21 protein-coding genes are annotated in these 26,713 nt (G+C 71.9%); 14 read left to right on the forward strand and 7 right to left on the reverse strand.

Features of this window, described 5'->3' with window-relative positions; genetic code table 11:
• Positions 1-133: 133 nt before the first annotated feature.
• Positions 134-1,387, reverse strand: a complete 1,254-nt coding sequence (locus BDW27_RS14110) for an NAD(P)/FAD-dependent oxidoreductase (RefSeq protein WP_233515759.1) — start codon at positions 1,385-1,387, stop codon at positions 134-136.
• Positions 1,388-1,589: 202 nt separating this feature from the next.
• On the opposite strand from BDW27_RS14110, the gene BDW27_RS14115 reads away from it, so the two are divergent.
• Positions 1,590-2,198 (forward strand): TetR/AcrR family transcriptional regulator, encoded by a 609-nt coding sequence (locus BDW27_RS14115; RefSeq protein WP_110049606.1) that lies wholly within the window; start codon positions 1,590-1,592, stop codon positions 2,196-2,198.
• A gap of 1 nt (position 2,199) precedes the next feature.
• A complete protein-coding gene (locus BDW27_RS14120) occupies positions 2,200-3,405 on the forward strand; it encodes a DUF418 domain-containing protein (protein WP_110049607.1) in 1,206 nt (401 codons plus the stop codon).
• Between the two features lie 62 nt (positions 3,406-3,467).
• Here BDW27_RS14120 and BDW27_RS27260 read toward each other — a convergent pair whose 3' ends face one another.
• Positions 3,468-6,962, reverse strand: coding sequence for a hypothetical protein (locus tag BDW27_RS27260; protein ID WP_110049608.1), 3,495 nt, complete (start codon positions 6,960-6,962; stop codon positions 3,468-3,470).
• Between the two features lie 106 nt (positions 6,963-7,068).
• Positions 7,069-7,866, reverse strand: a complete 798-nt coding sequence (locus tag BDW27_RS14130) for a TIGR03084 family metal-binding protein (protein ID WP_110049609.1) — start codon at positions 7,864-7,866, stop codon at positions 7,069-7,071.
• 141 nt (positions 7,867-8,007) lie between these two features.
• Between BDW27_RS14130 and BDW27_RS14135 the strand changes: the two genes are divergently transcribed.
• From BDW27_RS14135 to BDW27_RS14145, 3 genes are read left to right on the forward strand one after another with little or no spacing between them, the layout of a single operon-like run.
• The gene (locus tag BDW27_RS14135) at positions 8,008-9,171 is read left to right on the forward strand and encodes an acyl-CoA dehydrogenase family protein (protein ID WP_110049610.1); all 1,164 of its coding nucleotides are present in this window, start codon (positions 8,008-8,010) and stop codon (positions 9,169-9,171) included.
• Between the two features lie 29 nt (positions 9,172-9,200).
• The gene (locus BDW27_RS14140) at positions 9,201-9,842 is read left to right on the forward strand and encodes a TetR/AcrR family transcriptional regulator (RefSeq protein ID WP_017542849.1); all 642 of its coding nucleotides are present in this window, start codon (positions 9,201-9,203) and stop codon (positions 9,840-9,842) included.
• A 45-nt stretch (positions 9,843-9,887) separates the two neighbouring features.
• Positions 9,888-10,319 (forward strand): DUF2000 domain-containing protein, encoded by a 432-nt coding sequence (locus tag BDW27_RS14145; protein WP_110049611.1) that lies wholly within the window; start codon positions 9,888-9,890, stop codon positions 10,317-10,319.
• Here BDW27_RS14145 and BDW27_RS14150 read toward each other — a convergent pair.
• Complete coding sequence (locus BDW27_RS14150) at positions 10,294-11,145, reverse strand: AraC family transcriptional regulator (RefSeq protein ID WP_110049612.1); 852 nt, start codon at positions 11,143-11,145, stop codon at positions 10,294-10,296. The two genes, BDW27_RS14145 and BDW27_RS14150, sit on opposite strands and share 26 nt — an antisense overlap.
• 163 nt (positions 11,146-11,308) lie before the next feature.
• On the opposite strand from BDW27_RS14150, the gene BDW27_RS14155 reads away from it, so the two are divergent.
• Positions 11,309-12,706 (forward strand): CoA transferase, encoded by a 1,398-nt coding sequence (locus tag BDW27_RS14155; RefSeq protein WP_110049613.1) that lies wholly within the window; start codon positions 11,309-11,311, stop codon positions 12,704-12,706.
• Positions 12,707-12,727: 21 nt separating this feature from the next.
• Here BDW27_RS14155 and BDW27_RS14160 read toward each other — a convergent pair whose 3' ends face one another.
• From BDW27_RS14160 to BDW27_RS14170, 3 genes are all read right to left on the reverse strand, one after another.
• On the reverse strand, positions 12,728-15,100 hold the full coding sequence (locus tag BDW27_RS14160) for a serine/threonine-protein kinase (protein WP_110049614.1): 2,373 nt from the start codon (positions 15,098-15,100) through the stop codon (positions 12,728-12,730).
• Positions 15,101-15,164: 64 nt separating this feature from the next.
• A complete protein-coding gene (locus tag BDW27_RS14165; protein ID WP_110049615.1) occupies positions 15,165-16,163 on the reverse strand; it encodes a small ribosomal subunit Rsm22 family protein in 999 nt (332 codons plus the stop codon).
• A gap of 88 nt (positions 16,164-16,251) precedes the next feature.
• On the reverse strand, positions 16,252-17,058 hold the full coding sequence (locus BDW27_RS14170; protein WP_110049616.1) for a hypothetical protein: 807 nt from the start codon (positions 17,056-17,058) through the stop codon (positions 16,252-16,254).
• Between the two features lie 151 nt (positions 17,059-17,209).
• Here BDW27_RS14170 and BDW27_RS14175 point away from each other — a divergent pair, with 151 nt between their 5' ends.
• The 8 genes from BDW27_RS14175 to BDW27_RS14210 all read left to right on the forward strand — a co-directional run bounded on the left by BDW27_RS14175 (position 17,210) and on the right by BDW27_RS14210 (position 26,601).
• Positions 17,210-18,982: a carbon starvation protein A gene (locus BDW27_RS14175; RefSeq protein WP_110049617.1), complete on the forward strand. Its 1,773-nt coding sequence runs from the start codon at positions 17,210-17,212 to the stop codon at positions 18,980-18,982.
• Between the two features lie 4 nt (positions 18,983-18,986).
• On the forward strand, positions 18,987-19,268 hold the full coding sequence (locus tag BDW27_RS14180) for a cory-CC-star protein (RefSeq protein WP_017542857.1): 282 nt from the start codon (positions 18,987-18,989) through the stop codon (positions 19,266-19,268).
• Entirely contained in the window at positions 19,259-20,200 is a 942-nt protein-coding gene (locus BDW27_RS14185) for an ArsA family ATPase (protein WP_110049618.1), read from the forward strand. The genes BDW27_RS14180 and BDW27_RS14185 overlap by 10 nt, the downstream gene beginning before the upstream one ends.
• Positions 20,201-20,443: 243 nt before the next feature.
• A complete protein-coding gene (locus BDW27_RS14190; protein ID WP_233515760.1) occupies positions 20,444-21,517 on the forward strand; it encodes a substrate-binding domain-containing protein in 1,074 nt (357 codons plus the stop codon).
• Positions 21,518-21,586: 69 nt separating this feature from the next.
• Complete coding sequence (locus BDW27_RS14195) at positions 21,587-23,254, forward strand: sugar ABC transporter ATP-binding protein (protein ID WP_233515761.1); 1,668 nt, start codon at positions 21,587-21,589, stop codon at positions 23,252-23,254.
• A complete protein-coding gene (locus tag BDW27_RS14200; RefSeq protein ID WP_110049621.1) occupies positions 23,251-24,267 on the forward strand; it encodes an ABC transporter permease in 1,017 nt (338 codons plus the stop codon). Before BDW27_RS14195 ends, BDW27_RS14200 begins: the two co-directional genes overlap by 4 nt.
• On the forward strand, positions 24,264-25,244 hold the full coding sequence (locus tag BDW27_RS14205) for an ABC transporter permease (RefSeq protein WP_017542862.1): 981 nt from the start codon (positions 24,264-24,266) through the stop codon (positions 25,242-25,244). The genes BDW27_RS14200 and BDW27_RS14205 overlap by 4 nt, the downstream gene beginning before the upstream one ends.
• A gap of 85 nt (positions 25,245-25,329) precedes the next feature.
• Positions 25,330-26,601: a Gfo/Idh/MocA family protein gene (locus tag BDW27_RS14210; RefSeq protein WP_233515762.1), complete on the forward strand. Its 1,272-nt coding sequence runs from the start codon at positions 25,330-25,332 to the stop codon at positions 26,599-26,601.
• The last annotated feature ends 112 nt before the right edge of the window (positions 26,602-26,713 follow it).

The raw sequence follows: 26,713 nt of genomic DNA on the forward strand, positions 1-26,713 counted from the left end.
TCTAACTTGCTGTGCAGATGCGCGGTGTCGGGGCCCTCGCGGGACACGAACCCACTGGTTATTGCATCACAACTGTTCATTTCCGGCATAACGTTCAGAGTGTGGTTCTCGGGACACCCGGTTCGGCCCGCCCTCACCAGTCGGCGAGCAGGGCGTCCGTGGTGTCGTAGCCGCTGACGTAGGCGCCCTCCACCGTGTTCTCCCCGGTCGTCGGCTCGCCCGCGAAGTACAGCACCCCCTCCAGCGGCCGCGCGAGCGTGTCCGGAGCATCGTGCGCGCCCGGAGGGACGAAGAGGTAGGCGCCCCGGCTGAACTCGTCGGCCGCCCAGTCGTGCGTGGTGCGGGCCACCGGCGCGGGCGGCTCCTCACCGAGCGCCTCGGCGAGCGCGGCCAGCCCGGCGGCGAACCGCTGGTCCGGTGGCAGGTCCAGGAGCTCCCGGGCCGGGTCGCCCGCGGCCCAGGCCACCACCACCTCCGGTGTCGCGCGCGACAGGCACCAGAACACGAAACCGGTGTCCTCGTCCCAACCCAGGGCGTCTTCGTCGGCGGGGAAGACCGCGCGGTCGAACTCGTACACGAGTTTGAGGGCGTCGGTGCGGTCCAGGGCGTCGACGGCGTCCCAGTGGCCGGAGGGCAGCGCTGGTTCGAAGGCCACGTCACCGGCCTTGAGGACCCCGATCGGGAGCGTCACCACGCACCGGTCGGCCCGCACCTCCAGGCCGCCCTCGGGCGAGGCCACGTCCAGTCGCACGCCGCGTCCGGACCAGCGCACGCGGCGGACCGCGTGTTCCAGACGCACGTCCAGGCCGTGGGAGAGGGGTGGCAGCAGGCCGTCGTAACCGCCGACCACGCGGAAGTTCTCCCGGGGTACGGACCACCAGTCGAAGAGGCCGTACTCGCGCATCCACACGGCGCTCCACCGCTCCAGGGACTCGTTGTCGATGGAGACCGGTGGCCACTGGTCCTCGGGTACGCCCATACGGCGCAGGTACGCGGCGGCGTCCTCGTTCTCGTGGGGTGCCTCGGGGGTCGGAACGGGCGCGGAGACCCCCTTCCCGGCGCGCACCTGGACGGTCTCCACCCCGGCCTCCGCCACCAGTTCCCACGTGTAGGCCTCCCGGCCGTGGATCAGCCCGGCACCGAGTTCGACGGGGACCGAGCTGAAGCCGTGGTCGGTGTACAGCTGGCCGCCGATCCGGTCGCGTGCCTCCAGGACGATCACGGAGAAGCCGTGGTCGGCGAGGTTGCGCGCGGCCGAGAGCCCGGTGACCCCGGCCCCGATCACCGCCACGTCCCAGCGTTCCCGCGCGGCGTGGGCCGACGCGCCCAACAGCGCGGCTCCGCCCAGGAGCACGCCCCCGCCGACCAGCAGGGACCGCCTGCTCACCGCTGGTCGCGGGGCGTCCTGAGTGCCCCGCCCGTCCGCTCCCACGCCGCCTCCAGTTGGCCAGGCCCCCGGTCTCGGGGGCGCCCGTCCCCGCATTATCGGTGCGGAACCGGACGCGGCGGTCACGTGAGCCCGCGGAACCCGGGGTGGCCGGAGACGGCCAGCGGTTGCGAGAATAAAAATATGTCCCTAATATTTTTATATGCCACGCACCGCTGACCACGACGAGAGACGACGCCAGGTCGCCGAGGCCCTGTTGCGCACCATCGCCCGCAAGGGCCTGGCGGCGACCACCTTCGCGGACGTCGCCGACGAACTCGGCGGCTCCGTGGGGCTGGTCCAGCGCTACTTCCGCAGCAAGTCCGACCTCCTGCGCTTCGGGGTCGAGCACCTCTACCAGCGAGGTGAGGAGAGGATCGAGGCGGTGGAGCGGGTCGCGCCCGTCCGCGACCTCATGTTCCGGATCGCGCACACCCTCCTGCCCATGGACGAGGAGCGGCGCAGGGAACTCACCGTCTGGCTGGAGTTCCTGCCCACGGCCGTCCGCGACCCCGAGATGGCCGAACTGCACCGGACCACCACCCGCCGACTGGTCGACGGGTTGGCGGAGGGGCTGGACGCCGCGCAACGCGTGGGCGAACTCTCCGCAGACCTCGACCCCAGGGCTGAGGCCGCCACCCTGGTGGCCCTCGCCGACGGGCTCACCCTGCACCAGTTGGCCACCCCGGACCTGTTCGACGACGCCACCGCCGAGCGCCTGCTCCGGCAGCACTTCGCCCGCCTCTTCGCGGCGGGGACGGAGGACGCCTGACATGACCGGCGACGACACCGCTCTCCAGAGGGCCGAACCCACCGGGCGGTCGGCCAGCGGGCGACTGCCCCTGCTGGACGTCCTCAGGGGCGTGGCCATCCTCGGCACGCTCGCCACCAACGTGTGGCTGTTCGCCGGACCCGGCGGGGACGCCGTGATCCTCTACGGGACCGACGAACTCAGCCCGTTCACGCCGTTCCACGCGGACCCGTCCGCCGCGACCCTGGCCGAGGGCGTCTTCCGGACCGTCGCCAACGGCAAGTTCCTCGCCCTGCTCACGCTGCTCTTCGGCGCGGGCCTGGCCATCCAGTTCCAGTCGGCCGCGCGACGGGGCGCACGCTGGCCGGGGCCCTACCGGTGGCGGGCGCTGTTCCTGTTCGTCGAAGGAACCGTGCACTTCACGCTTGTTTTCGCCGGTGACGTGCTTATGGGGTACGCGGCGGTCGCCCTGTTGGCCGCCTGGCTGCTCACCCGCTCGGAACGGGCCCGGAACGGGGTCATGTGGGTGTCGGTCTCCCTGCACGTGGTCCTCATGGGCCTGGTCACGGCGGCGCTCGTGGCCGGGCCCACGCGGCCGACATCCGTGCCCCCCGAGGCGGTCGAGCTCTACGCGCACGGCTCCTACCCGGAGCAGGTCGCCTTCCGCCTGGACAACTTCCTGGGGCTGCGCCTCGAACCCGTCCTCACGTTCGGCCTGATGGTGTTCATGTTCCTCCTGGGGGTGCGGCTCCTCCGCGCCGGTGCCTTCGCCGACGACCCGGTCGGGCGCGGCACCCGTGCCCGACTGCTCGGGTGGGGGCTCGGCCTGGGCGTCCCGCTCACCGTCCTCACCGCCCTCGGCGGGCCGGACTGGCTCCTCATGGACCGCTACGTGGTGGCTCCGCTGGTCGCTGTGGGTCTGATCGGCCTGGTCGGTCGCCTGCTGGACGGCACGACCGGCACCGGTCCCGTGGTCGCGGGGGTCTCCGCCCTCGGCCGGATGGCGATGACCGGCTACGTGACCCAGAACGTCATCCTCATGTTCGTCTGCTACGGGTTCGGCCTCGGCCTGGCCGACCGCATGGCGGACACGGGACGGTGGTGGGTGCTGGTCCTGTGGGCCGTGGTGTCGCTGGTGCTGGTGGTGGCCTCTCTGCTGTGGCTGCGCCACTTTCGCCAGGGCCCGTTGGAGGCCCTCCAGAAGAAGGTCCTCGCCCGGGCCCGGTGAGGAGCCGGTCCAGCCGTGGGCCCGGCCCCGTGTGTGCCTCCTCCGGCCCCGGGGCCGAAAGATCACGCCCGGGCCCGGGGCGGTGACCTACTCGGAAGCGGTGCCGACGGGTTGCGGCGTGGGCCCGGGAGGCGCCCCACGTGCTCGACCCAGACCCCGGCCATGCGCTCGGCAACGGCTGTCGTGCCACCGGGTTCCCACAGCTCGGCGGGGTCCTCGGGTGTCGCGACCCTGAGGAACTGAAGGCCGTTCACCTTCCGCGCGGCCCTGCGGTACTCGGCCAGGGCGGAGCTGTCCCTGGTGTCCGGTTCGGCCTTCCCGAACCCCATCAGCCCCGAAAGGACGAACAGGGCCACGGGTCGCCGCGTCCCGGTGTGTTCACGGAAGACCCGGACCGCTTCCTTCTCCACCGCGACCGGTCCGTGCCCGTCGTAGGCCTCCAGGAATCGGCGGATCCGCCGCGCGTCGTCGTGGACGACGTGGTGTTCCCTCGTCCCGGAGGCGCGCTCCGGTTCCGGGGCGTTCGCGCGCTGTAGGAACTCGTAGCTGACGTGGGGGTGGGGCGGCCCGGCCATCGCCCACGCCGGCTCACCCAGACCACGCCACTCCCCGGGCCCGGTGACGATGGTGTCCCGGCTGGCGAGCAGTGGTGCCAGATCCGAGCCCCGGGCGTGGCCGGTACGCCAGACGGTGCCCGGTTCCGCGAAGGGCTGTCCCTCCCAGGTGCGCAGCAGCCCCATGAGAGCCTCGTGCTCGGCTCGGGGCATCCGTCCGGCGGCCACACGCCAGAGGACCGGGCCGATCCCGCCGAGCAGGCCCGACCACCGAGCGGGGATCCGGGGCACGCTCAGCCACCGGGTCTCCTCGTCGACGGCGCCGCGCAGGCGGGCGCCGCCCGCCGCGATGTCGGCGAGCGTGGCGTCACCGTGCCCGCGTCCGTGCGGTGTGAGCGTCGTGATCCCCGACAGAGCGGACTCGAGGTCGGTGTCGCAGACCTGTACCGAGGGGCGGACGACGCGATCGGTCCGGACGAGCCTGGCGCGACGGGCCACGTCCTCGCCGCGCCGCGCCAGTCCGACGGCCCAGAGAACGGCCCACACGATCCCGCCGTCACCGCTGACCAGGTCCGGGTCGGTGACGGACGGCAGCAGCCGGGCCACGGCCCCGCGTACCGCCACGGCGGGATCGGGTGCGCCCTCGGCGGCCCCGATCAGTTGCCGCGCCGTCTCCTCATCCACCTGGCGCAGGGCGCGCGAGCCCTCGGGGTCACGTGGGCGGAGGTGGTGCCAGTAGGGAGTGGGCGGGCTCAGCGGGAGCGGGCCGGGGCCATCCTCGGCGTGCACGTCGATGGTCGGGTCGGTCATGACCCGCCACACCGGCGAGGCGTCCTCGGGGTCCAGGAGCTGGGTCCAGTTCATCTCGCGCCGGGGAGCCCAGGTGACCAGGGGTGCGACGGTGTCTGCCCCTGGGAACCGCGCGACTCCCCAGAGCCTGCCCCGGTCGTTGCGGTTGATGGTGTACCGGCGTCCGTCCACCCCCTCGGCGGTCCACCTGTGGGGTCCGGGCGCCTCGCTGTCACGCGGCGTTTGCCAGACCCGGAACCCGGCCACGCCGTCCGCCGAACCCAGTGGAGAGCCCTCCGCACCCTCGGGCAGCGGGACCAGGCTGGACGAGCGCGGCTCCAAGGCCGCGTCATCCGGGACCGCACCGGGGGAGAGGAAGGTGGTGAGGCGGGATTCCGGGGCACTCGCGGGAGAGCCGCTCTCAGCGGTGCAGGACGTGAGCTCCATGAAGGACTCCTCGTCCCACCGGGACGAGGAGAGGGGTGGGACGACTCGGACCCGTGCGCCGTCGCTGACCTGGCCTTCGGTCGGCAGGGGAGCCCGGCGGTCGCCGGGGCGCAGAACGCCCCCGGCGTCCTGGCGCCCACCCGGGGCCTCGAAGGCGCAGGTCCTGGCGTCGTCTCCGAGCCCGTCCACCTCGAACTCCTCCTCCGGGGCGGAGGACCAGAAGGCCCGGTAGGTCCACTCAGTGCCCGTCAGGGAACGGTACGGCGTCGGATCGGGCACCTCGGCGGACACCCCCCACGCGACCAGGAAGTCGCCGCCCGCGTAGTGGACCCGGACCCGACCCCACCCCTCGGGCAGGGAGAACCGCGTACGGGCGCGGCACCCCGCGTGGTCGACCGCGATGGCGGTGTCACCTCCGTGGACGGTGAGAACCGGCCAGGTGGAGGTGAGGCCCAGCACGCCGCCGTCCCGCGCGCCGATCTCGGCCAGGGCCTCCTCGAAGGCGGGCCACCCGTACTCCCCAGGGATGCCCAGACGCAGGGTCCGTGTCAGGGACGGGCCGAGATCGAGCTGGTCCAGGCGGTCCTCCAACGGTCCCAGCGCACGCAGACCATCGTGGTCCAGGCTGTGGTCGAGCTTGGTCAGGGTCTCCTCCACCGCGCGCAGGGCGGACACCGCAACACGGTCCACCAGGTCGGCCGGGGTCGGACGGGCGCGGTTGACGGCGGCCCGTTGCCGCCCGACCACCTTCACCTGGATGCCCTCTCTCCGGCAGGCGCTGGCCAGCGTGCGATCGGTGCGCGCCTCCACCTTGTACCGGCGCCCGGTCAGGTCCACCGGAACCCCGCTCTCCCGGATACGTGGCGCGATCCGGGGCAGGAGGGTGTACAGCTCGCCCGGCAGGGGCTGTGACCGCACGCCCTCGCCCACCCACAGGGAGTTGTACATGCGGTGGTACCGGGAGAGCCACGCCGTGAGGCCGCCCTCGGGGATGATCCTCCCCGCGGCCAGGTCGTCGCTGATCCCGGTGGTCTCCAGAAGGCGCAGCCACGGGGCGCCGTCGCTGGCCGTATCGGGGAAGAGCTCGGCCAGGCCGGGGCGGGACGCGGCTTCCGGGGCGGCCCTCGCGAAGACTTCCTCGGCCTCGTCCAGGAGCCGGTCCGGAATCGCGCGCCCGCGCGCCGCGGCCAGGACGCGTCCCAGATCCTGGGCGCGATCCCCTTCCCCGAGACCGGCCCTCCGGCCGGAGGCGCGCAGCTGGGAGACCAGGTCGCCGGGGAGCGGCGCGCCGCCCACTGCCCAGGTCTCCAGGAGACGGACGAACTCTCGGTGGGCGTCCTCGGGCGGGAACAGGGCCGTGAGCCTGCGCCGCTGTGCCGTCAGTTCCTTGGCGGACAGGGCGCGGTACCGGGCGAAGAGCAGGGCGTTCTCGACGGTGTGGTGAGGGTCGGTCGTGAGCCCGTGCTCGACCTCCGCTCGGCGGGCCCGCGCGTAGGCCGCGCCCGCCTGTCGGGCATCGCCACGGGCCCTCCAGTGCCCGATCGTGTCCCAGACCCAGGGCAGGTGCTCGACCGGAAGACCGAGGTTGTCGACCGCCTTGCTGGCCTGGTCGAGCAGTCTGCTCGGCTTGCGTGTCCTGTTGCTGGTGAGCCGTTCGTAGGCGTCGATCAGTTCCAGGGCGGCGGGCAGGTTGGCGGGGTCGTGGGCCCTGGTCCAGTCGGTGTGGAGGGTGGACCGCCAGGGGTCCTGAGGGAGCTTGAGGGGCATGCGGCGAGTATCCCAGCGACCTCTGACAGCTCCGGCTGCGAGGCACTCCCGTGGAACTTGAACATGACAGCTGTGTCAGCTCTGGGGCGGAGGCCGGGGCCGGAGTTCATCCCCGGGGGAACTGACCGGGTCGGCGCCCCTGGCCGGGACCGCCCGCGTAGGTCTGGCCCACCTCCAGCCACTCCCGGGCGGCGGATCCCTCGGCGGTCAGCGACGTGTCAGCGTGGTGGCGGCGGCGGGTCAGGACCAGGCAGAACTCTTCGGAGTCGCCGCGCACCACCTCCTCCGCACCCTCCGGTCCCATCGTCCAGAGACCGCCGTCCGGGGCGGTGAGCTCCACGCGGACCGGGGTCTCGGGCGCGGGCAGGCCGCGCGCCAGGTAGCTGAAGGACCGGGTACGCAGGGCGAGGTGGACGATGTGGCGCAGCCGCCCCGTGGGTTCACGGGTGGTGCTCAGCGCGTCCACCACGTCCTGGCCGTGGGCCCAGGTCTCCATGAGCCGTGCCGTCGCCTTGGAGGGAACGCTCATCGGCGGGCCGAACCAGGGCACCCGTGTCCCGGCGGGGGCGTCGAGGAGGGCGCTCCTGAGCGCCTCCGAGGCCGCACGCCAGCGGCTGAGCAGGGTGTCCGGTGCGAGGGCGGCCAGCGGGGCGGCGGCCGTGTCCACGTAGCCCTCGGGATCGGCCATGGCCGCTTCGAGCATCGCCGCGAACCGCTCCGGGGCGGTCACGGCGGTCAGCGCCGACTCGTCGAAGAAGGCCAGGTGGGCGACCTGATCGGTGATGCTCCATCCGGGCGAGGGAGTGGGGCGGGCCCAGTCGGCGGGGTCGATTCCCCGGAGCAGCGCTGCCAGTTCCTCCTGTTCGGCTCGCAGGTCCTCGACGAGTGCGGCTGTGTCCACCACAGGGGCTCCTCACGCGGGCGCCGGTCTCCCGGCGACCACAGATCTTGACTGGCTTGTCATGTTCCGCGCACCATAACAAAGTGTGAGCTGGATCTCCCAGGGGGTCCGGCCGGAACCCCCAACGGATGCGAGTGTGCGTACATGACCGCGACCGAAACCCCACGGACGGACCGCTGGAACACCCCCGAACGTGCCGTGCTCCGGGAGACCGTGCGGGCCTTCGCGGCGAAGGAGATCCTTCCCCACGTCGAACAGTGGGAGGACGAGGGCGAACTGCCCCGCGACCTGCACCGGGCCGCGGGGCGGTCCGGGCTGCTCGGACTCGGCCAGCCCGCGTCCGTGGGCGGCGAGGGGGAGATGATCGACCAGCTGGTCGTCTCCGAGGAGGCGGTCCTGGCGGGGGTGCCCACCGGGGTCCTGGCCTCGCTGTTCACCCACACCATCGCCCTGCCCGCCCTGGTCGCGGACGGCCGCGAACACCTGGTGCGCGACTACGTCCGCCCCGCCCTGGCCGGGGAACTCGTCTGCTCGCTCGGGATCACCGAGCCCGACGCCGGTTCGGACGTGGCCCACCTCCGCACGCGGGCGGTCCGCGACGGAGACGCGTGGGTGCTCAACGGGGCGAAGACCTTCATCACCTCCGGCTACCGGGCCGACTTCGTGACCGTGGCAGCCCGCACCTCCGGCACCGGGCACGAGGGCATCTCGCTGTTCGTCGTCGAGCGGGACACCCCCGGCTTCACCGCCGCTCGCAAACTGGAGAAGATGGGCTGGCGGTCCTCGGACACCGCCGAACTCTCCTTCACGGACGTCCGGGTTCCCGACGACCACCTCGTCGGCGGCGTGGACCAGGGCTTCGTCCAGATCATGCGCCAGTTCGCCAGCGAGAGGATCGGCCTGTCCGTGCAGGCCTGCGCCATGGCGCGCCGTTGCGTGGACCTTTCGGTGGCGTGGGTGCGCGAACGCGAGGCCTTCGGCGGTCCGCTGGCCCGCCGCCAGGTCCTGCGCCACCGCCTGGTGGAGATGCACCGCCGGACCGAGGTCGCCACCGCCTACGTGCGGGGGATCGCGGAGCGGCTCCAGGACGGCGAACCGCTCATCGCCGAGGTGGCCATGGCCAAGAACACCGCGACCGAGGCCATGGACTACGTGGTGGACAACGCCGTCCAGCTGCACGGCGGTGCGGGCTTCATGCGCGGCACCGAGGTGGAGCGCCACTACCGGGACGCCCGGGTGTTCAGCATCGGCGGCGGCACCTACGAGATCATGAACGAGGTCATCGCGAAGTTCCTCCCCCTGCGGTGACCAAGGGGATGTGGTGACGAGGGGTACCAGTGGGAAAACAGACGCTGACCGGGCGACCGCCCACGGAACGCGGACGGCGCAAGCGGGGCGCTCTCGTCCAGGCGGCCCGCGAGGAGTTCGAGGAACGCGGGTTCGAGGCGACCAGGATCGCCCAGATCACCGGCCGCGCCGGGATCGCCTACGGGAGTTTCTACACGTACTTCGACTCCAAGGACGAGGTCTTCCACGAGGTCGCCAAGGGGGTGGCCGGGGAGATGTTCGACGCCGCCCGCTCCGCCGCGCCCCCGGGGACGGGCCCCGTGGACCGGATCAGGCACGCCACCGGCCGCTTCCTCACCGCCTACCGGGACAACGCGCGGATCATGCAGGTCATCGAGCAGGTGTCGCCGCGCCATCCGGTCTTTCGGACCCTCTTCCTGGAGATCCGGGGGCTCTTCGTCGAGCGCATCAGCACGGGGACCCGTCGCCTCCAGGAGGAGGGACTGGCCTCGACCGACATCGACGTGGAGGCCACCGCGAGCATGCTCGGCGGCATGGTGGAGCACACCGCACGGATGCTGTTCCTCTACGGGGAGGAGCACGACCCCGACGTCGTGGTGGAGACCGCGACCCGCCTGTGGGCGCGCGGTATCGGCCTGGACTACGAGCCCCCGGACCTCGGAGACCGGTGAGGAACGTACAAGACCCCGGCCGGTGCTGCTGGCGAGGATGGGCGCATGGAGACCACAGACGCCCCAGTGCGCTTCGACACCAAGATCGCTGTCCTGCTCCGTGACGACCTGGCCGTCTGGCAACGGCTCAACGTCACGTCCTTCCTGGTCAGCGGTTTGGGAAGTCGTGTTCCGGAGCTGGTCGGCCAACCCTACGAGGACGCCGACGGCACCGCCTACCTGCCGATGTTCCGCCAGCCCGTCATGGTGTTCGAGGCGGACAAGGAGACCCTGACCACGGCGCACGGCCGGGCGCTGTCGAGGGAGGCCGACCTGGCGGTGTTCACCTCCGACCTGTTCGCCACCGGCAACGACCGGGACAACCGGGCCGCCGTTCGCGCGGTCGGCCGGGACTCCCTGGACCTGGTGGGTCTGGCGGTGCACGGGCCCCGGATCGGGGTGGACAGGATCGTCAAGGGCGCGCGGATGCACCGTTGAGGCGGGGCCGGGGCCGCTGCGGGGAACCCTGGCGCAGCGCACGGGCGTAGCGGCCGGGCGGCAGGCCGAGCACCCGGGTGAAGTGCCGGTTCAGGTGGGCCTGGTCGTAGAAGCCCGAGGCGGACGCCGCGTGCGCGGGTGACCCCCCTTCGAGGATCAGTCTCCGGGCCAGGTCCACGCGCCGCCCCACCAGGTACTGGTGCGGCGGCATCCCGAACCGCCTCGTGAACACCCGGGTCAGGTGGGCGGGGTGGGCGTGCAGAAGCGCGGCGGCCTCGGCCAGCGGCACCCCCTCGACGGTGCGCGCGTCCAGGAGGTCACGCAGCTGGTCGGCCAGACCGGGGTCGTCGGCGGTCGCGGCGGACCCCACCGTGCCGCGCAGGTGCTGACGGAGCCGCTCGGAGACGAGTTCGAGCCTGCTCTCCGCCTCCAGGAGGTCTCCCTGCCGGAACAGGGTGCCGTGCAGCTGGTGAATGCGGTGACGCAGGAGGGGATCGTCGAACATCGGACGGTCCACCGCCCGGCCGACCAGCTCCGGGTCGATCTGCTCCGGCTCCAGGTACAGCACCCGTTTGCGCAGCCCCTGCGCGGTGGTGGGCGTGCCGTTGTGCGGGACCTGTGGCGGTAGCAGGGTCACCGTGCGGTCGAGCGCACCGTGCTCGTGGCGGCCCAGGTCGTAGCGGACGGTCCCGGAGTCGATGATGAGCAGCGTCCACGACCGGTGCGTGTGCATCGGGTAGGCGTGCTGGCGCAGGTGGGTGTGGAACACCTCGGCGATGCCGTCGATCCCCGGTCTGAGGACCACCGTGTCCGCGTGGCCGTCCATTCCCGCAGCCTACGCGGCTCACCCCCGAGGCCAGGCGGGTGCCGGGGTGCGCTCCGACACACGGGCCGGGTCGTGCGCCCCGAGCGGGATCCACGGCGCGGGAGTCGCGCCCCAGGGCGGGGCGAGCCTCGGCGCCCCGGGGCCGGATGGGCACAATGGCGCCATGACGAGCAATCCCAGTGGTGCACCGGACCGGGCGACGACTCAGGCGTGGCGGGCGATCGGAGGTGCGCCGGACCTGACGGAGCGGGTCTCCCACCGGGGCGCGGGGGACGTGCTTCCCGCCGTGCTGCCCGTGCGTGAACTGGCCCGGGCCACCGTGGGGGCGTGCTCGCTGGCCGCCGCCGAACTGCTGGCGGCGCGCAATGGTGGGCCGATCCCCCGGGTGAGTGTCGACGAGGGCGCGGTGGCCACCTCCTTTATCAGCGAACGCCACCTGTTGGTGGACGGGCGCGCGCTGACCCCCTTCGCCCCGCACTCCGGCTTCTGGCCGGCCGCTGACGGCTGGGTGCGCACCCACGCGAACTACCCCCACCACCGTGCCCGACTGCTGGCCGCTCTGGGACTGGACGAGGGCACGGGGCCGGAGGGGCTCGCCGAGAGGTTGGCCTCGCTCTCCGCGCACGACATCCAGGAGCGGGTGTACGCCGAGGGCGGCCTGGCGGTCGCCGTGGCACCCGTGCCAGGAGAGGACGGGGAACCCGGGGCCCCGGGGGGATTTCGCGCGGCCGGGCTCCCGCTGGCTGAGGGCGAGGCCGTGGGCCCGGCGGGCGGGCGCCGCCTGCCCCGGGCGGAGCTGCCCGCCAGCGGGGTGCGCGTGCTGGACCTGACCCGGGTCATCGCCGGACCGGTCGCCACCCGCACCCTCGCGCTACTGGGCGCCGACGTGCTGCGAGTGGACTCCCCGGGCCTGGAGGAGGACCCCGACAGCCACACCGACACCGGGATGGGCAAACGGTCCACCCTGCTGGACCTGGGCACGGCCGAGGGTCGGAGCACCTTCGACACGCTGGTGGACTCCGCCGACGCGGTGGTGACCGGATACCGGCCGGGCGGGCTCGACCGCCACGGTCTGGTCGCGCAGGAGCTGATCGCCCGCCGTCCCGGGCTGGTCGTCGCCCAGCTGTGCGCCTGGGGATGGTCGGGGCCGTGGGCCGACCGGAGGGGGTTCGACAGCCTGGTCCAGGCGGCGAGCGGGATCGCGGCGATCGAGGCCGGTCCCGAGGGGCGTCCGGGCGCGCTGCCCGCACAGGCCCTGGACCACGGCACCGGTTACCTGCTGGCCGCCGGAGTGCTGCGGGCACTCACCGAACGGCAGGAGGACGGCCGGGGGAGGCACCTGCGGTTCTCCCTCGCGGGTACCGCCGCGTGGCTGATGAACGACATCGCCCCGGAACCGGTGGAGGGCGGCGGGTACGAGCCCGCCGACTGGCTCACCGAGTCCCCGTCCGCGTACGGCATGCTGCGCCACGCGCTCCCACCGGTCTCCTACGAGGGAGGGCCCACCAGCTGGGCCCACGCGTCCACGCGGTGGGGCGGTGACCCGGCGGTCTGGCTCTGAGCGGGGTGCTCCGTCCGGGGATCAGCGGGTCGGGACCGTGAACTCCTCCACGGGCTCCAGATCCCCGTCCAGAAGCGTGAGCCGGTCTCCCGAACCGTCCAGAGGGAAGGTGGTCACGAGGACGCTGTCGTCGTCCGGGAAGGCCGACAGGGAGACGTACTCCAGCTCTGAGTCGCCCTGCGCCACGACCTCGCCCTCCGCGTCCCAGGCGACGAGGAAGCTGCTGTTTCGGTCGGCGTCGTGGCCCGAGGCGAGGATGCGGTTCCCGCCGTCGCCCACGGACACCTCCCTCACCCTGGCGTTCGTGCTCCGGATGTGTTCGGGCAGCCGGAACGTCGTGGGGCCCTCCTCGGACCGGACGTCCCACAGCGCCACCCCGCTCTCCGTGCCGGAGACGACGAACCCGCCCCTGATCTCCGTCGCGTCCCTGAGCTCACGGGACCACCGCCGGAGTTCCGGGACGTCGGGGCGCGGATCTCCTGTGGCCGCGTCCCACACCGCGACGCCGTTGTCCAGGGCGGCGACCAGCAGGTCCCCGTCGGGGGAGGTCCCCACGTCCAGGATCGACCCCTGCCAACCGGTGCCCGTGGCCTCGGGTACCTCGACGCTGTAGAGCTCTTCGCCGTCGTCCACGCGGTAGGCGGTCACCGAGTTCTCGGACTGGCCGTTCTCCCCGAAGTACACAGTCCCGCCGTCAGGGGAGAGGGAGAAGTATCCGCCGTCACCGGCGTCGGGCAGCTCCACCACATGACGCTCGGAATCCTCCAGGCCCCACACGTGGATGGCGGCCGACCCGTCGTTGGCGGACTTCACCGCCTTGCTGGCCAGGAAGGAGCCGTCGGGGGTGGTCGCCAACCGTGAATAGCTGAAGGTGAAGTTCTCATCGGTGTTGGTGAGCCGCTCGACCGCACGAGTCTCGTCCGCCTCGAAGACGTTCACGCCCGCCGAGGAGAGCGTCGCGAAGCGGCCGGTCCCGCCGAGGTGGACGGTGTCCTTGAAACCGCTGTACTGCCTGGTCGGCTCGCTGGGGGTACGGCTCGGCGTCGGGGTGGGAGTGGCGCTGGACTCACTCGACTGGACGCTCCCCACAGTTTCGTCCCGTGGCGCGCTCTGCTCCGCACTGTTGACGACCAACGCCACGACGGCGACCGCGATGACGGCTGCGGCGCCGACCTTCCAGGGTCCCCACGAGCCGGGCTCCTCTGGGGACGGGACCTGCTCGGCAGCCTTCGCAGGCGAGGCGGGCGCCCCGGCGCTGACCGACACGCTCCTCCGTGTGGCCTCCGCGGCGCCCTTCCCGGGTTCGTCCGGCTCGGGCCCCGGTTCGGGCCCCGGTTCGGGCGTCTCCGGCTGATCCGGTGCCGAGTCGGCGTCCTCGGCCCGGGACTCCCTGGACTCCTCGGCGGATTCCGCCTCCTCCGGGGCCTCTCCGGAGGCTTCGACCGTCGGGACGACTGCCGGGGACTCCTGCGCGGCCAGCTCACCGGTCACGGCCAGGGTCGGGACGATCCTGGTGTCGGCGACCGTACGCAGGACACTGGTGGCGACCGCCTCGGGCAGCCACTCCGTGGGGTCGTCGTCGCCGCGGGGCAACGCGGTTCCGGCCAGTCCGGCCAGGACGGTGCCCAGCACCGGCCGGTCGCCGGGGTCCTTGGCCAGGCACGCCGTGACCAGCGGGCGCAGGGTGTCCGGCACCCCGGTCAGGTCCGGTTCCTCGTTGACCACCCGGTAGAGCTGCGCGGGGGCGTTGCCCGTGCCGAAGGGCTGGCGGCCGGTGGCGGTGAACAACAGCAGCCCGCCGAAGGAGAACAGGTCACTGCGGGAGTCGACGACCGCTCCCACCGCCTGCTCAGGTGACATGAACGCGGGCGTGCCCAGGGTCTGCCCGGTGCGGGTGAGCTGGGTGGCGTCGGCGGCGCGGGCGATCCCGAAGTCGATCACCTGGGGGCCGCGCGGCGAGAGCAGGACGTTGCTGGGTTTGAGGTCGCGGTGGATCAGCCCCACGCCGTGGATGGCGGCCAGGGCCTCGGCCAGGCCCGCCGCCAGGGCCCGCAGTGATTCCTCGGGGAAGGGGCCGCTGTCGCGCACCGCGTCGTGCAGGGAGGGTCCGGGGACGTACTCGGTGGCCAGCCAGGGGCGCGGGCCGTCGGTGTCCGCGGACAGGACCCGGGCGGTGTAGGGGCCCCGCACCCGTCGGGCCAGATCGACCTCGCTGGCGAAGCGCGCGCGGAACTCGCGGTCCCCGGCGTACTCGGGGCGGATGACCTTCACCGCGGCCAGGTCGTCCCCGGCGGAGACCGCGAGGAACACGACGCCCATGCCGCCCTCGCCCACGCGTCGGAGCAGTCGGAAGTCTCCGAGCTCTCGGGGGTCGTCGGTGTGCAGCGGTTCCACAGGGCTTCGTTTCCAGACTCGGGGGGTGCTCGCCGAAGCGTAACGGACGCGCCCCCGGGCACCCTCAGTGGCCGGGTTCCTCCGGGGGCGGCCAGGCGTCGCCCCACTCGGCCTTGCGGGCCGCGCGGTAGGTCTGCCCCTGGCGCTTGGACACCACCCGTTCCTCGATCCCGGGGCCGGAGGTGCACAGGCTCAGCGAGACCAGGCCCTTGCGCTTCTGGGGGTGGCGCAGGACGCGGTTGGCGGGGCGGTCCACGGGGTCGCTGGTGGCGGCCACGAACGAGAACTTCTCGTCCTCGAACCCCAGCGTGCCGAACTTGAGCCTGCGCTGGATGCCGGAGCGGTTGAGCCGCTCGGAGAAGTGGCACCAGTCGTCGCCGGGAGCGATGGGGCAGGCTCCACTGTGGGGGCAGGGCGCGGCCACGGTCATCCCCTCCGCCAGGAGGTGCGCGCGGGCGGAGATGACGCGTGCGTACCCCTCGGGGGTGCCTGGTTCGATCAGCACGACCGTCCTGGCCCGCTTGGCCAGGGAGCGCACGACCTCCTCCTGGACCTGCGGGGTGAGCTCGTTGAGCACGTACGACATGGTGGCCAGGTCTACGCGCGGGCCGTCCGGGACCGCGCCGGTGAGCCGGAAGCGTTCCCACACCGAGCCGCTGACCGCCGGAGCCGTGGACCTGCGGGCGATCCGCTTGCCCAGGCTGATGGCGGGGGCCGACTGCTCCAGGACGGTGGTGGAGCGCAGGGACGGCCAGGCGGAGGAGGCGGCCCACACGGCGGCGCCCATGCCGCCGCCGACGTCCAGATGGGTGGCGGGGGAGAACCCCGGCATCGAGGCGGCGGCGGTCCCGAAGGCGGCCTCAGCGGCGGTGAAGGTGGCGGGGAGCCGGTAGGCGGCGTAGGCGACGACGTCGGTGTCCGAGGCCAGGACCAGGTCCTGGGGGTCGACCCTGCCCCGGTACTTCTTCATGAGTTCCTGGACCGACGCGGCCAGCGCGTGTTCGTTGGCCCCGCTGGCGACGCTGTCGATCGCCGCGAAGAGTTCGCTGTTCAGATTCCCCATGCGTGTTTCTTCTCGATCGCCGTTACCAGCGCATCCTATCCGCCGCCCCCACCCGGACCGGGCGGTGAGCGGAGCGCGACGCGAGGGCTCAGGTGTCCCTGCGGGACTCGGCCTGGGCGATGGCGGAGCGGCAGGTGCGGGCCAGGGAACGGTGGTTGGAGAGGCGCTCCAGCAGGCCGTAGGGGCTGAGGGGACCGGAGGGGGCATCGCCCACGGGGGCGCCCTCGGCGTCGGTGACCGTGAGGGAATCGCCGGTGAGCAGGCCGCTCCGGGACCACCGCTCCCACCGCTCGAAGTCCGGGCTGTACTGGTGCGCGAACACGAAGGCGGGTTCGCCCCTTCCCTCCAGAGGGGCGCCGCCACGCGCCCACAGGGTGAGGCCGCCGCTGCTGGACCACTCCTTGGCCGTGACCACCTCGACCTCCGGGCGGCCCGAGCGGTCGCGCACGAGCAGGGCGTCCTCGGCGCGGGTCCGGGGGTGCAGTTCGCGCTGCTCCTCGACCGAGGTCAGGGAGACGATCAGGCGCGGCACCCACCACCAGTTCTCCCGGCGCGCGATCAGGCTGTCCGCGCGCAGCCGTGTGGGCGGGTGCTTGATCGCCTCCTGTTCCACCAGGTGCTCCACGAACTCGGAGCCGTCGAGGTCCTCGACCACTTCGACCGGGCCGGTCCCGACCACCGCCGAACGCCCGCCCGCGTCCTGCGCGCTCACGCTGAAGGCGACGGTCCGGCCCCTGAGCGAGAGGGCGGTTCCGGCCATCGAGTAGGGCAGGGCGACACACGGGGTGTCACGCCACATGAGCGGAACCACGGGAATACCCGAAGGGCCGGAAGAGGAGGTCCAGGAGAGTTCGGCGACGGTGGATCGCTGCCAAACCGTGATCAGTTCTGTCAAGGTCAGGCCTTATATGTGAGGAATGCCGCATGTTAATTTCTGGTGACTTTAACCCATACTCCGAATCGGCCGCGACCCCCCAGGTGACGAGCACGGACAGAGGGGGCACGGTGACGACTTGGAGCCGGAGCGTGAAAGGTAGGCCTCGGCCATGCCCGCAGCCCTAGTCCTACTCGCGTCGGTGGCGGTGTTTGCCGTTGGCTACCGTTACTATTCGCGATATTTGGCAGAGAAGGTGTACGCGCTCGACCCCGGGTACATCACCCCGGCGCACACCTACAAGGACGGCGTCGATTTCGTTCCGACGAATCGTCACATCGTTTTCAGCCACCACTTCATCTCGGTGGCGGGTGCCGCGCCCATCGTCGGTCCGGCCGTCGCGGTCTTCTGGGGCTGGGGCCCCGCGCTCGCGTGGATCCTGCTCGGTACCGTCTTCGCGGCGGGTGTGCACGACTTCGGCGCCCTGGTGGTGTCGGTCCGGCACAAGGCCCGCAGTATCGGCACCCTCGCGGGCGAGGTCATCAGCAAGCGTTCCCGCACGCTCTTCCTGGTGATCATCTTCTTCCTGCTGACCATGGTGAACGCGGTGTTCGCGGTGGTCATCTCGAACCTGTTCGTGAACTACCCGGGGGCCGTGCTGCCGGTCCTGGTGACCATCCCGCTGGCCATCGCGGTCGGCCAGTTCGTCTACAGGCGCCGTACTGCGGCCCTGGTGCCCTCGCTCATCGCGCTGGCCCTGGTCTACGTGTGCATCCCGCTCGGCGTGATGTTCCCGATCGACATCACCGGCGTCTCCGAGGCCCTGGGAACGACCCCCAACACGGTGTGGATCGTCCTGTTGTTCGTGTACGCGTTCATCGCGTCCCGCATCCCGGTGTGGATGCTGCTCCAGCCGCGTGACTACGTCAACCTGCATCAGATGCTGCTGGCCTTCGCGGTCATCGGCGTGGGTGTGATCGTCGGCTGGGACACGATCGTCGCGCCGATGATCAACAGCGACATCCCCGCGGGGTCCCCGCCCTGGTTCCCCCTGCTGTTCGTCACCATCGCCTGCGGTGCCATCTCCGGTTTCCACAGCCTCGTGGCGTCGGGGACCACGGCCAAGCAGATCGACAAGGAGACCGACTCCCGGATGGTCGGTTACCTGGGCGCGGCCGGTGAGGGCACCCTCGCGGTCTGCTCGATCCTGGCCTGCACCGCCGGTGTCGTCGCCGCCTCTGCCTCCCCGCTGGCGGACTGGCGCGGGCTCTACAGCGACTTCGGTTCCGCGTCCGCCGGTGCCACCGGCAACTTCGTCGAGGGTGTCGGCCAGTTCGCCAACAACATCGGCGTCCCGTTGGAGATCGGCGTCATCTTCGCGGTGGTGGTCGTGGTCAGTTTCGCCGCCACCACGATGGACACCGGTGTGCGCCTCCAGCGCTACATCGTCCAGGAGATCGCCGAAATCGTCCGCTTCCGTCCGCTGGCGCGCAACCTCACGGTGGCCACCCTGATCGCCACGATCGTTCCGCTGGGACTGGCGCTCATCCCGGGCGACTTCGCCTTCGGCACCCTCTGGCAGCTGTTCGGCACCACCAACCAGCTCACCGCCGGTCTCGCGCTCGCGGTGATCGCGGTGTGGGTGACCAAGCGCGGGCGCAACCCGCTGGCGATCCTCGTCCCGCTCGTCTTCCTGCTCGTGATGACCTCGTGGGCGCTGGTCGTCAACCTGATCGCGTTCCTGAAGTCGGACTCGCTGATCGACCTGTTCCTGCTGGCCCCGCTGGACTTCGTCATCTTCGCTCTGGCGATCTGGCTGGTCGTCGAGGCCGGTCTCGCCCTGCGCAAGGCCTTCGCCGCCCGCCGGGCCGGTGAGCTCCCCGAGGCCGACGACGCCGGGGCTGCCCCGTCCGAGGACACCGCCCCCGACGCTAAGGAGAAGTAACACCGTGGACCCGACGGGTGCGCTCTCCCGCGTGCGTGACGCCTGGAAACGGCTGGAGGCCTTCCACGACGAGGTCTTCGCCTCGCGCTGGCGTCAGGAACTGCGCAGGGAGGCGCGCACCCAGGAGGACACACTGCGGGCCCTTCTGCTCCTCGAGACCCTGGGAGTGGAGGGGCCCGTCTCCTATGAGACCCTCGACCTCATCCCGTACATGGTGGCCGACCTGCACGAGTGGCACCAGCGCATGGGGCGGGACGATCTGGGCGGACCGGGGGTGTGCTGTTGAGGTTCGGCCGAGAACGCCGTGAGCGAGCGGACCCCGACCCCTCGGAGGCCCCCATCGTCTTCTTCGGCGGCAAGGGCGGGGTCGGCAAGACGACCATGGCCGCCGCACACGCGCTGGGCCTGGCTGACGCCGGGCTGCGCACCCTCCTGGTGTCCACCGACCCCGCGCACTCGCTGGGCGACGCGCTGGACCTGCCCCTGGGAGACCGTCCGGTGCGGGTCTGCGAGAACCTGTGGGCCCGCGAACCCGACGCGGACGCCGCCCTGCGCCGCAGGGTCCAGAAGATCGGAGACGACGCCAGCGCCGCTCTGCCCAGGGAGATCCTGCCCGCCGTCACCCGCCACCTGGACCACGCGGCCGCCGGGCCGGGCATGGCCGAGTCAGCCCTGGCCGACCTGCTGATGGACGCCATGGAGGAGGTTCCCGGCACGTGGGACCGTCTCGTGGTGGACAGCGCCCCCACCGGCCACCTGCTGCGCCTGCTCGAGCTGCCCGAACTGCTCACCCCGTGGGTCCAGGGGTTGGTGCGCCAGCGTGAGCGGGCCGTGGACGCCGATCGTTTCGCCGTGGGAGTGGTGGGCGGCGGTGGCGACGGCGCCCCGGACGATCCCCTCTTGGAGAAGCTGCACGCACGTCGGCGCAAGCTGGAACGGGCCGCCGCGCGCCTGCGTGAGGACGCCCAGGTCCGGCTCGTGCTGGTGCCGCGCCGCATGGTGCTGGCCGAGACGGACCGCGCCGCGGCCCAGCTCGTGCGGACCGGTTTCCGGCTGGGCCGGGTGATCGTCAACCAGGTCCCGGAGGACGCGGACCCCGAGGTCCTGGGTGCCGTCCGGGACCGCTTCGCCGCGCACGGCACGGTGGAGCTTCCCCTGAGCGCCTCGGAGCCCATCGGCCCCGAGGCCCTGCGCGCCCTGGTCGCCCGGCTCGGTTGACCAGCACTCCGCCGCCTGACCCTGACGCCCCCGGCACCGCCGGGGGCGTCCGCCGTTTCCCCGGACACCTCTCTGGGCCGGCGGCCACGCTCCGTCCTTTTGCGCTAACAGAGATCGGATCATCGCAGACTTTTGTCGATTGCCATCAAAAAGGTTATTGACGGTCGCCACAAGGATGCGTAGATTCGTGACTCAGCTCACAGGATGGAGGTCCCCCCGATGGGTTCGACGATGCATCGCAACATGCTTGGGCGACGTTGGCGCGGCTCGATGGCGCTGGGCGCCGTCGCCGTGGCAGGAACGCTGCTGGCCACGGCGTGCAGCACCCCCGAGAGCGGCGGCGGATCGGGCGAGACCGAGGGCCCGTTCACGATCGGGGTCAGCAACGGCTTCATCGGCAGCGAGTGGCGCGAGCAGATGCTGTCCGAGCTGGAGACGGCCTTCGGCGAGTACGAGGCCGAAGGGACCGTCGACCAGTTGGTCGTGGAGAGCGCCGACGTCGACATCAACGGCCAGATCCAGCAGATCCGCAACCTCATCCGTTCGGACGTCGACGCGATCATCGTCAACCCGAACTCGCCCACTGCCCTGGACCAGGTGTTCGCCGAGGCCGCAGAGCAGGGCATCCAGATCGTGGCCATCGACCAGGCGGTGGAGTCCGAGAACGTCGTCAACGTGGTCATCGACCAGGCGGAGTGGGCCTCCCTCTCCGCCCAGTGGCTGGCCGACGAGGTCGGCGAGGGCGGCCGGATCATCGCGGTCAACGGCATCGACGGCCACCCCGCCAACGAGGACCGCTGGTCCGGTGCGAGCGAGGTCTTCGACGCCGCCGGGGTCGAGGTCGTCGCCAACGACTACGCCGAGTGGGACCAGAACCAGGGCCAGACCGTCACCCGCGACCTGCTGGCCAGCAACCCCGACGTCGACGGCGTGTTCGTCCAGGACGGCATGGCGCTCGGCGCGTTCCGCGCGTTGCAGGCCGAGGGCCTCGTGGACGACGTCGTCATGACCGGTGAGGCGCGTGTGGGCTACATGCGCGAGTGGGACGCCCTGCGCTCGGAGGGCGACTACACCAGCATCGGCGTCCCCAACCCGCCGTCGGTCTCGGTGTCGGCCCTGCACGTGGTGATCCGGATGCTCCAGGGCGAGGAGTTCACCGCGGACGGCCTCGACGGCAACAACGCCTGGCTGCCCATCCCGGAGACCATCACCGACGACACCTTCGACGAGCGCTTCGCCGAGGTCTCCGACGAGAACGACGCCTACGCCGTGGACCACGCGCTCACCCCGGAGGAGGCCGACGCCTACTTCGAGTAGTCCGCGCGGGAGCCGGGCGTACCCACCCGTGGCGGAGGCCGCGAACGGACAGGAGCAGGGAGAGAACTCGTGGACTCACCGACGTTTCTGCGCATGAGCGGTGTGCGCAAACGCTACGGAGGGGTCACCGCGCTGGACGGTGCCGACTTCGAGGCCGACTCCGGGACGGTGCACGCCGTCCTCGGGCCCAACGGTTCGGGCAAATCGACCCTCCTGAAGGTGCTCACCGGGGTGGTCGGCCCGGACGCCGGTCAGGTGCGGTTGGACGGCGCGCCTCTCCGGCCGCGCGGCCCCCGCGACACCCTGACCGCGGGGATCAGCTCCGTGTACCAGGAGCTGTCGCTGGTCGAGGACTTCACCGTGCTGGACAACCTGGTGCTGGGCGTGGAGCCCTCCCGGTTCGGGCTGCGCGACCGCCGCGCCGCGCTGGCCAGGTCCCTGCCGTGGTTGGAGCGGTTCGCCCCGGCCTTCGGCGGCAGGGTTCCGGTCCGCGAACGCGTGAGCGACCTCGACCCCGGGGAGCGCCAGGTCGTCGAGGTGTGCAAGGCGCTGGTCCGCGACCCCCGTGTGCTGGTGCTGGACGAGGCGACCGCCTCGTTGCGGCGCGGCCAGGTGGAGGTGCTCTTCGAGGTCGTTGACGAACTCCGTGCGCGCGGCGTGCTGGTCCTGTTCATCACCCACCGGCTGGCGGAGATCTACGCGGTGTGCGACCGCGCCACGGTCATGCGCAACGGGACCGACGTGGCCACGGTGACAGTGGCCGGGACCCCGGAAGCTGAACTCCTGGAACTGATGTCGGGTCGCCCGAGCGCCGCGCCGTCGGGCACCCGGGCGCCGGGGACCCCCGCCGTGGAAACGCCCACGGAGGGGACCGCCACCGCCCCGGACGCGACGGCGGCCGAGGACCAGGACACCGACCCCGCCACGCCACCCCGCCTGGAGGTGCGGGACCTGACCGGTGACCGGCTCCACGGGGTCTCCCTCAAGGTCCGCGCGGGTGAGGTGCTGGGGCTCGGCGGACTCCAGGGGCAGGGGCAGTCCGAACTGATGGCGGCCCTCTTCGGCGCCGCCCGCCGGACCGGTGGCACCGTCCTGCTGGACGGTACCCCGGTGCGCGCCCGCTCGCCCAAACAGGCCGTCCGGGCCGGGTTCTGTTACGTACCCGGCAACCGCGGCACCCAGGGCCTGGCCCTGGGCCGCCCCATCCTGGAGAACCTCGCCCTGCCCTCGGTGGGCCGCCGAGCCTTCCTGGGCGTGGGCCTGTCGAGGCGCCGCGAGGTCGCGGCCGCCCGTGCGGTGGCCGAACGCGTCAACACCCGCTACGGCTCCCTGAACGACCCGGTCTCCACGCTCTCCGGCGGCAACCAGCAGAAGATCGTGGTCGGTAAGTGGTTCCCCACCGAACCCGCCGTAGTGCTGATGGACGACCCGGCCAAGGGCATCGACGTCGGTGCCAAGGCCGAGATGTTCGACGTGGTGGCCGAGCTGGCCGCGTCCGGAGCGGCCGTGATCGTGGGCTCCAGCGACGACCGCGAACTGGTCGAGGTCTGCGACCGCGTACTGGTGATGTTCGAGGGGCGGGTGGTGGACGAGGTGTCCGGTGACCGGCTCACCGAGGACACCCTGATCGCCAGCGCCATGCACGTCACCGGCGCCGACGTCGCCGCCGCCCGCGAGGGCCACACGAGCGAACTCCCCGACCCCGAACCGCGTCACGCCGAGGAGGGCGGAGCATGAACCTCCTGAGGGGCACCGGAACACAGGACCTTCCGGGTCCGGTGCGGTCCGTGATGTCCGTACACATGCCAGCCCTCGCCGTGGGCCTCCTCCTGCTGGTCACGGTGACGGCCTCCGCGATCCTCCAACCCGGGTTCTTCTCGCCCTACGGCCTCAGCGCCAGCTTCGCCACCTTCCTGCCGCTGGCCACCATCGCGGCCGCGCAGACCATCATCGTGCTCGGGGGCGGGATCGACCTGTCCATCGGCACCATCGTCACGCTGTCCTCGGCGGTGTCGGTGGTGCTCATGCAGGGGGACGACGCACGCCTGCCGCTGGCACTGGCCGCCGGGCTCGCCACCGGCGCCGCCTGCGGGCTGTTCAACGGCCTCGTGGTGGCGGTCCTGCGGCTGCAACCCATCGTGGCGACCTTCGCCACGAGTTCGGTGTTCGGCGGGCTGGCCCTCCTCGTGCTGCCGTCCCCCGGCGGCCAGGTCTCCCCGCTCCTCACCGGGACCTACCGGATGGTCCTGGCGATGTACGTGCCGATCCCCGCCGTGCTGCTCGTGGTCCTCTTCCTCAGCTGGCGGATGATGCGGGGCACCCGCTACGGCCAGCACCTGTACGCGGTGGGCGGCAACGCCGAGGCCGCCTACACCTCCGCTGTCCCGGTGTCGAGGGTGCGCGTGCTGTCGTACACCCTCGGCGGCATGGTGGCCTCTCTCGCCGGGGTGGCGCTGCTGGCCGACGCCGGGGCGGGCGACCCCACCCTGGGCACCGAACTCACCCTCGGGTCGATCGCCGCGCTCGTCATCGGCGGCACCCGGCTGCGCGGCGGCTCCGGCGGGGTCGGCGGAGCGCTGGTGGGCGCGGTGGTGCTCTCCCTCATCCAGGGGCTCGTCTTCTTCGCCGGTGTCCCCACCAACGCCCGTGAGTTCGTCTACGGCTGCGTCATCATCGCGGCGATCGCGCTCGCCGGGCTCCTCACCGCCCGCGAGGGCTCGGCGTCCGGAGCATCAGGAGGCAGAAGATGACCACCACCCTCACCGCGCGCCGCCTGACCAGGGACCCGGTGGTGATCTCCGGTGTGGTCACCCTGCTGCTGTGGGTCGTGGCCAGCTTCTACTCGCCCGCCTTCGCCTCGTGGGGCCACATCGTCACCACGCTGACCGTCGCCTCGTTCCTCGGGGTGATCGCCATCGGCCAGACCCTCGTGATCATCGCCGGGGGAGAGGGCATCGACCTGTCGGTGGGCTCGGCGGCCACCCTGTCCGCGATCGTCGCCTCCCGTTTCATGGACGGCAGCAACGACGGCTTCCTCTTCGCGGTGCTGGTGGCCCTGGGCTCGGCCTGCGTGATCGGGGTGGTCAACGGGATCGGCGTCCTGCTGTTCCGGGTGCCACCCCTGGTGATGACCCTCGGCATGATCGCGGTCGTGGCCGGGTTCATCCGGCTCTACACCGGCGGCCGCCCCGAGGGATCGGCCGCGCCCCTGCTCAACCAGCTGGTCACCGGAGACACGGTGTTCGGCATCCCCGGGGTCCTGTGGCTGTGGCTCGCGCTGTCGGTCGTGGTGATCTGGCTGCTGCGCCGCACGGCGTTCGGGTGGCGGCTCTACGCGGTGGGCGCCAACCGGACCACGGCCCACCTCTCCGGGGTCAACCCCTCCGCGATCCGGTTCAGCGCCTACGTGCTGTCCTCCCTGTTCGCCGGGGTGGGCGGACTGCTGCTCCTCGGCTACTCCCAGAACGTCTACACGAACCTGGGCGCCGACTACATGCTCAACAGCGTCGCGGCCGTCGTGATCGGCGGGACCGCGCTGATCGGAGGGGTCGGCGGCTACCTCGGCACCATCGTCGGGGCCATCCTGCTGACCGTCCTGAGCGCGCTGCTGCGCACCATGCAGATCGGAGGCGGCGAGTGGGGAGACGCGCCGCGCCAGATCCTCTTCGGCCTGGTTCTGATCGTCGTGCTCACCGCCTACGGCCGTCAGAGACACCTGCGCGCCTGACCCCCCACGGCCGTGGCGGTCACCCCCCGCACCGCCGCGTCCACCACCAACTCCGTACAGCTCAACTCGATGGGGAGACTCCAACGTGACTTCACAGGTGACCGGTCGGCTCGGCGTCGGCATCGTCGGCAGCGGGTTCATCGCCGACTTCCACACCCGTTCCTTCCGAGGGGTGCGCGACGCCGACGTCGTGGCGGTGTGCGGGCGGACGGCGGAGACCGTTCGACAGGTGGGTGACGTCGCCAGGGAGCTGCGCGTGGGCGACCCCACCGGCTACGACGACGTGCGCGCGATGGTGCGCGACCCCGCCGTGCACGCGGTGTGGGTGACCACCCCCAACCACGTGCGGCTGGAGACCGTCCGGGCGATCTGCGAGGAGGTGACCTCCGGCCGGGCCGAACTGCGGGGGATCGCGATCGAGAAGCCCCTGGGGCGCACGGTCGCCGAGGCCGAGGAGGTCCTCACGCTGGTGGAGGGGGCCGGACTGCTCCACGGTTACCTGGAGAACCAGGTCTTCGCGCCCGGGGTGACGCGCGCCCACGAACTGGTGTGGGCCCGCGGTGCCTCCGTGTCCGGCTCCCCCTATCTGGCGCGGTGCGCCGAGGAGCACAGCGGCCCGCACCGGGCGTGGTTCTGGCAGGGCGAGAACCAGGGCGGCGGGGTCCTCAACGACATGATGTGCCACAGCGTGGAGGCCTCCCGCTACCTCCTCACGCCGCCGGGGACCAAGGCCAGGGACTGGCTGCGCCCGGTGAGCGTGGAGGCGACCATCGCCTGCCTGAAGTGGGCGCGCCCGCACTACGCGGACGAACTGGTCAACCGGTACGGCCCCGAGGTCGACTACCGCAGGAGCCCCTCAGAGGACTACGCGAGGGCCACCGTGGTCTACGTCAACGGCGACGGCCACCAGGTGGTCGCCGAGGCCACCACGTCGTGGAGCTACGTGGGCGCGGGGCTGCGGCTCAACTACGAACTCCTGGGCCCCGAGTACTCCATGTCCTCCAACACCCTCGACACAGAGTCGAAGGTGTTCCTCAGCCGAGAGGTCGCCGGAGGGGTCGGTGAGGACCTGGTGGAGAAGCAGAACGCCGAGGGCGGGCTCATGCCGGTGGTGCCCGACGAGGCGGCGACCTACGGCTACACCGAGGAGAACCGGCACATGGTCGAGCGCTTCCTGGACGGGGCGCAACCCCGCGAGGACCTCCACGACGGCAGGGACGTGACCCGCCTGCTGATGGCCGCCTACCTGTCCGCGCAGGAGGGCCGCCGGGTCGACCTCACCGACCCGGCCACCCAGGAGCGGCTGGCCACCTTCGTGCCCGACGTCGCCCTTGGCAAGTGGCGCGCCGGGGTCTGAACCCCCGTGCGCGCCCGGTCGTCCGGCCCCCGCTTCCCCAGGGGGCCGGACGGCGGGATCGGGCTCCCCTGGTCGGAGAGGACACCGGAAACACGGATCGGGGCCCTCGACC

It is taken from the genome of Nocardiopsis sp. L17-MgMaSL7 (genome assembly GCF_003182025.1).
GTDB classification, from domain to species: Bacteria; Actinomycetota; Actinomycetes; order Streptosporangiales; family Streptosporangiaceae; genus Nocardiopsis; species Nocardiopsis prasina.

Bases quoted from the DNA above. Each gene is read 5' to 3' on its own strand.
- BDW27_RS14200 (WP_110049621.1), top strand. From the start codon at position 23,251: ATGAACCTCCTGAGGGGCACCGGAACACAGGACCTTCCGGGTCCGGTG.
- BDW27_RS27260 (WP_110049608.1), bottom strand. From the start codon at position 6,962: ATGCCCCTCAAGCTCCCTCAGGACCCCTGGCGGTCCACCCTCCACACC.
- BDW27_RS14135 (WP_110049610.1), top strand. From the start codon at position 8,008: ATGACCGCGACCGAAACCCCACGGACGGACCGCTGGAACACCCCCGAA.
- BDW27_RS14175 (WP_110049617.1), top strand. From the start codon at position 17,210: ATGCCCGCAGCCCTAGTCCTACTCGCGTCGGTGGCGGTGTTTGCCGTT.
- BDW27_RS14155 (WP_110049613.1), top strand. From the start codon at position 11,309: ATGACGAGCAATCCCAGTGGTGCACCGGACCGGGCGACGACTCAGGCG.
- BDW27_RS14115 (WP_110049606.1), top strand. From the start codon at position 1,590: ATGCCACGCACCGCTGACCACGACGAGAGACGACGCCAGGTCGCCGAG.
- BDW27_RS14150 (WP_110049612.1), bottom strand. From the start codon at position 11,145: ATGGACGGCCACGCGGACACGGTGGTCCTCAGACCGGGGATCGACGGC.
- BDW27_RS14205 (WP_017542862.1), top strand. From the start codon at position 24,264: ATGACCACCACCCTCACCGCGCGCCGCCTGACCAGGGACCCGGTGGTG.
- BDW27_RS14190 (WP_233515760.1), top strand. From the start codon at position 20,444: ATGCTTGGGCGACGTTGGCGCGGCTCGATGGCGCTGGGCGCCGTCGCC.
- BDW27_RS14165 (WP_110049615.1), bottom strand. From the start codon at position 16,163: ATGGGGAATCTGAACAGCGAACTCTTCGCGGCGATCGACAGCGTCGCC.
- BDW27_RS14120 (WP_110049607.1), top strand. From the start codon at position 2,200: ATGACCGGCGACGACACCGCTCTCCAGAGGGCCGAACCCACCGGGCGG.
- BDW27_RS14145 (WP_110049611.1), top strand. From the start codon at position 9,888: ATGGAGACCACAGACGCCCCAGTGCGCTTCGACACCAAGATCGCTGTC.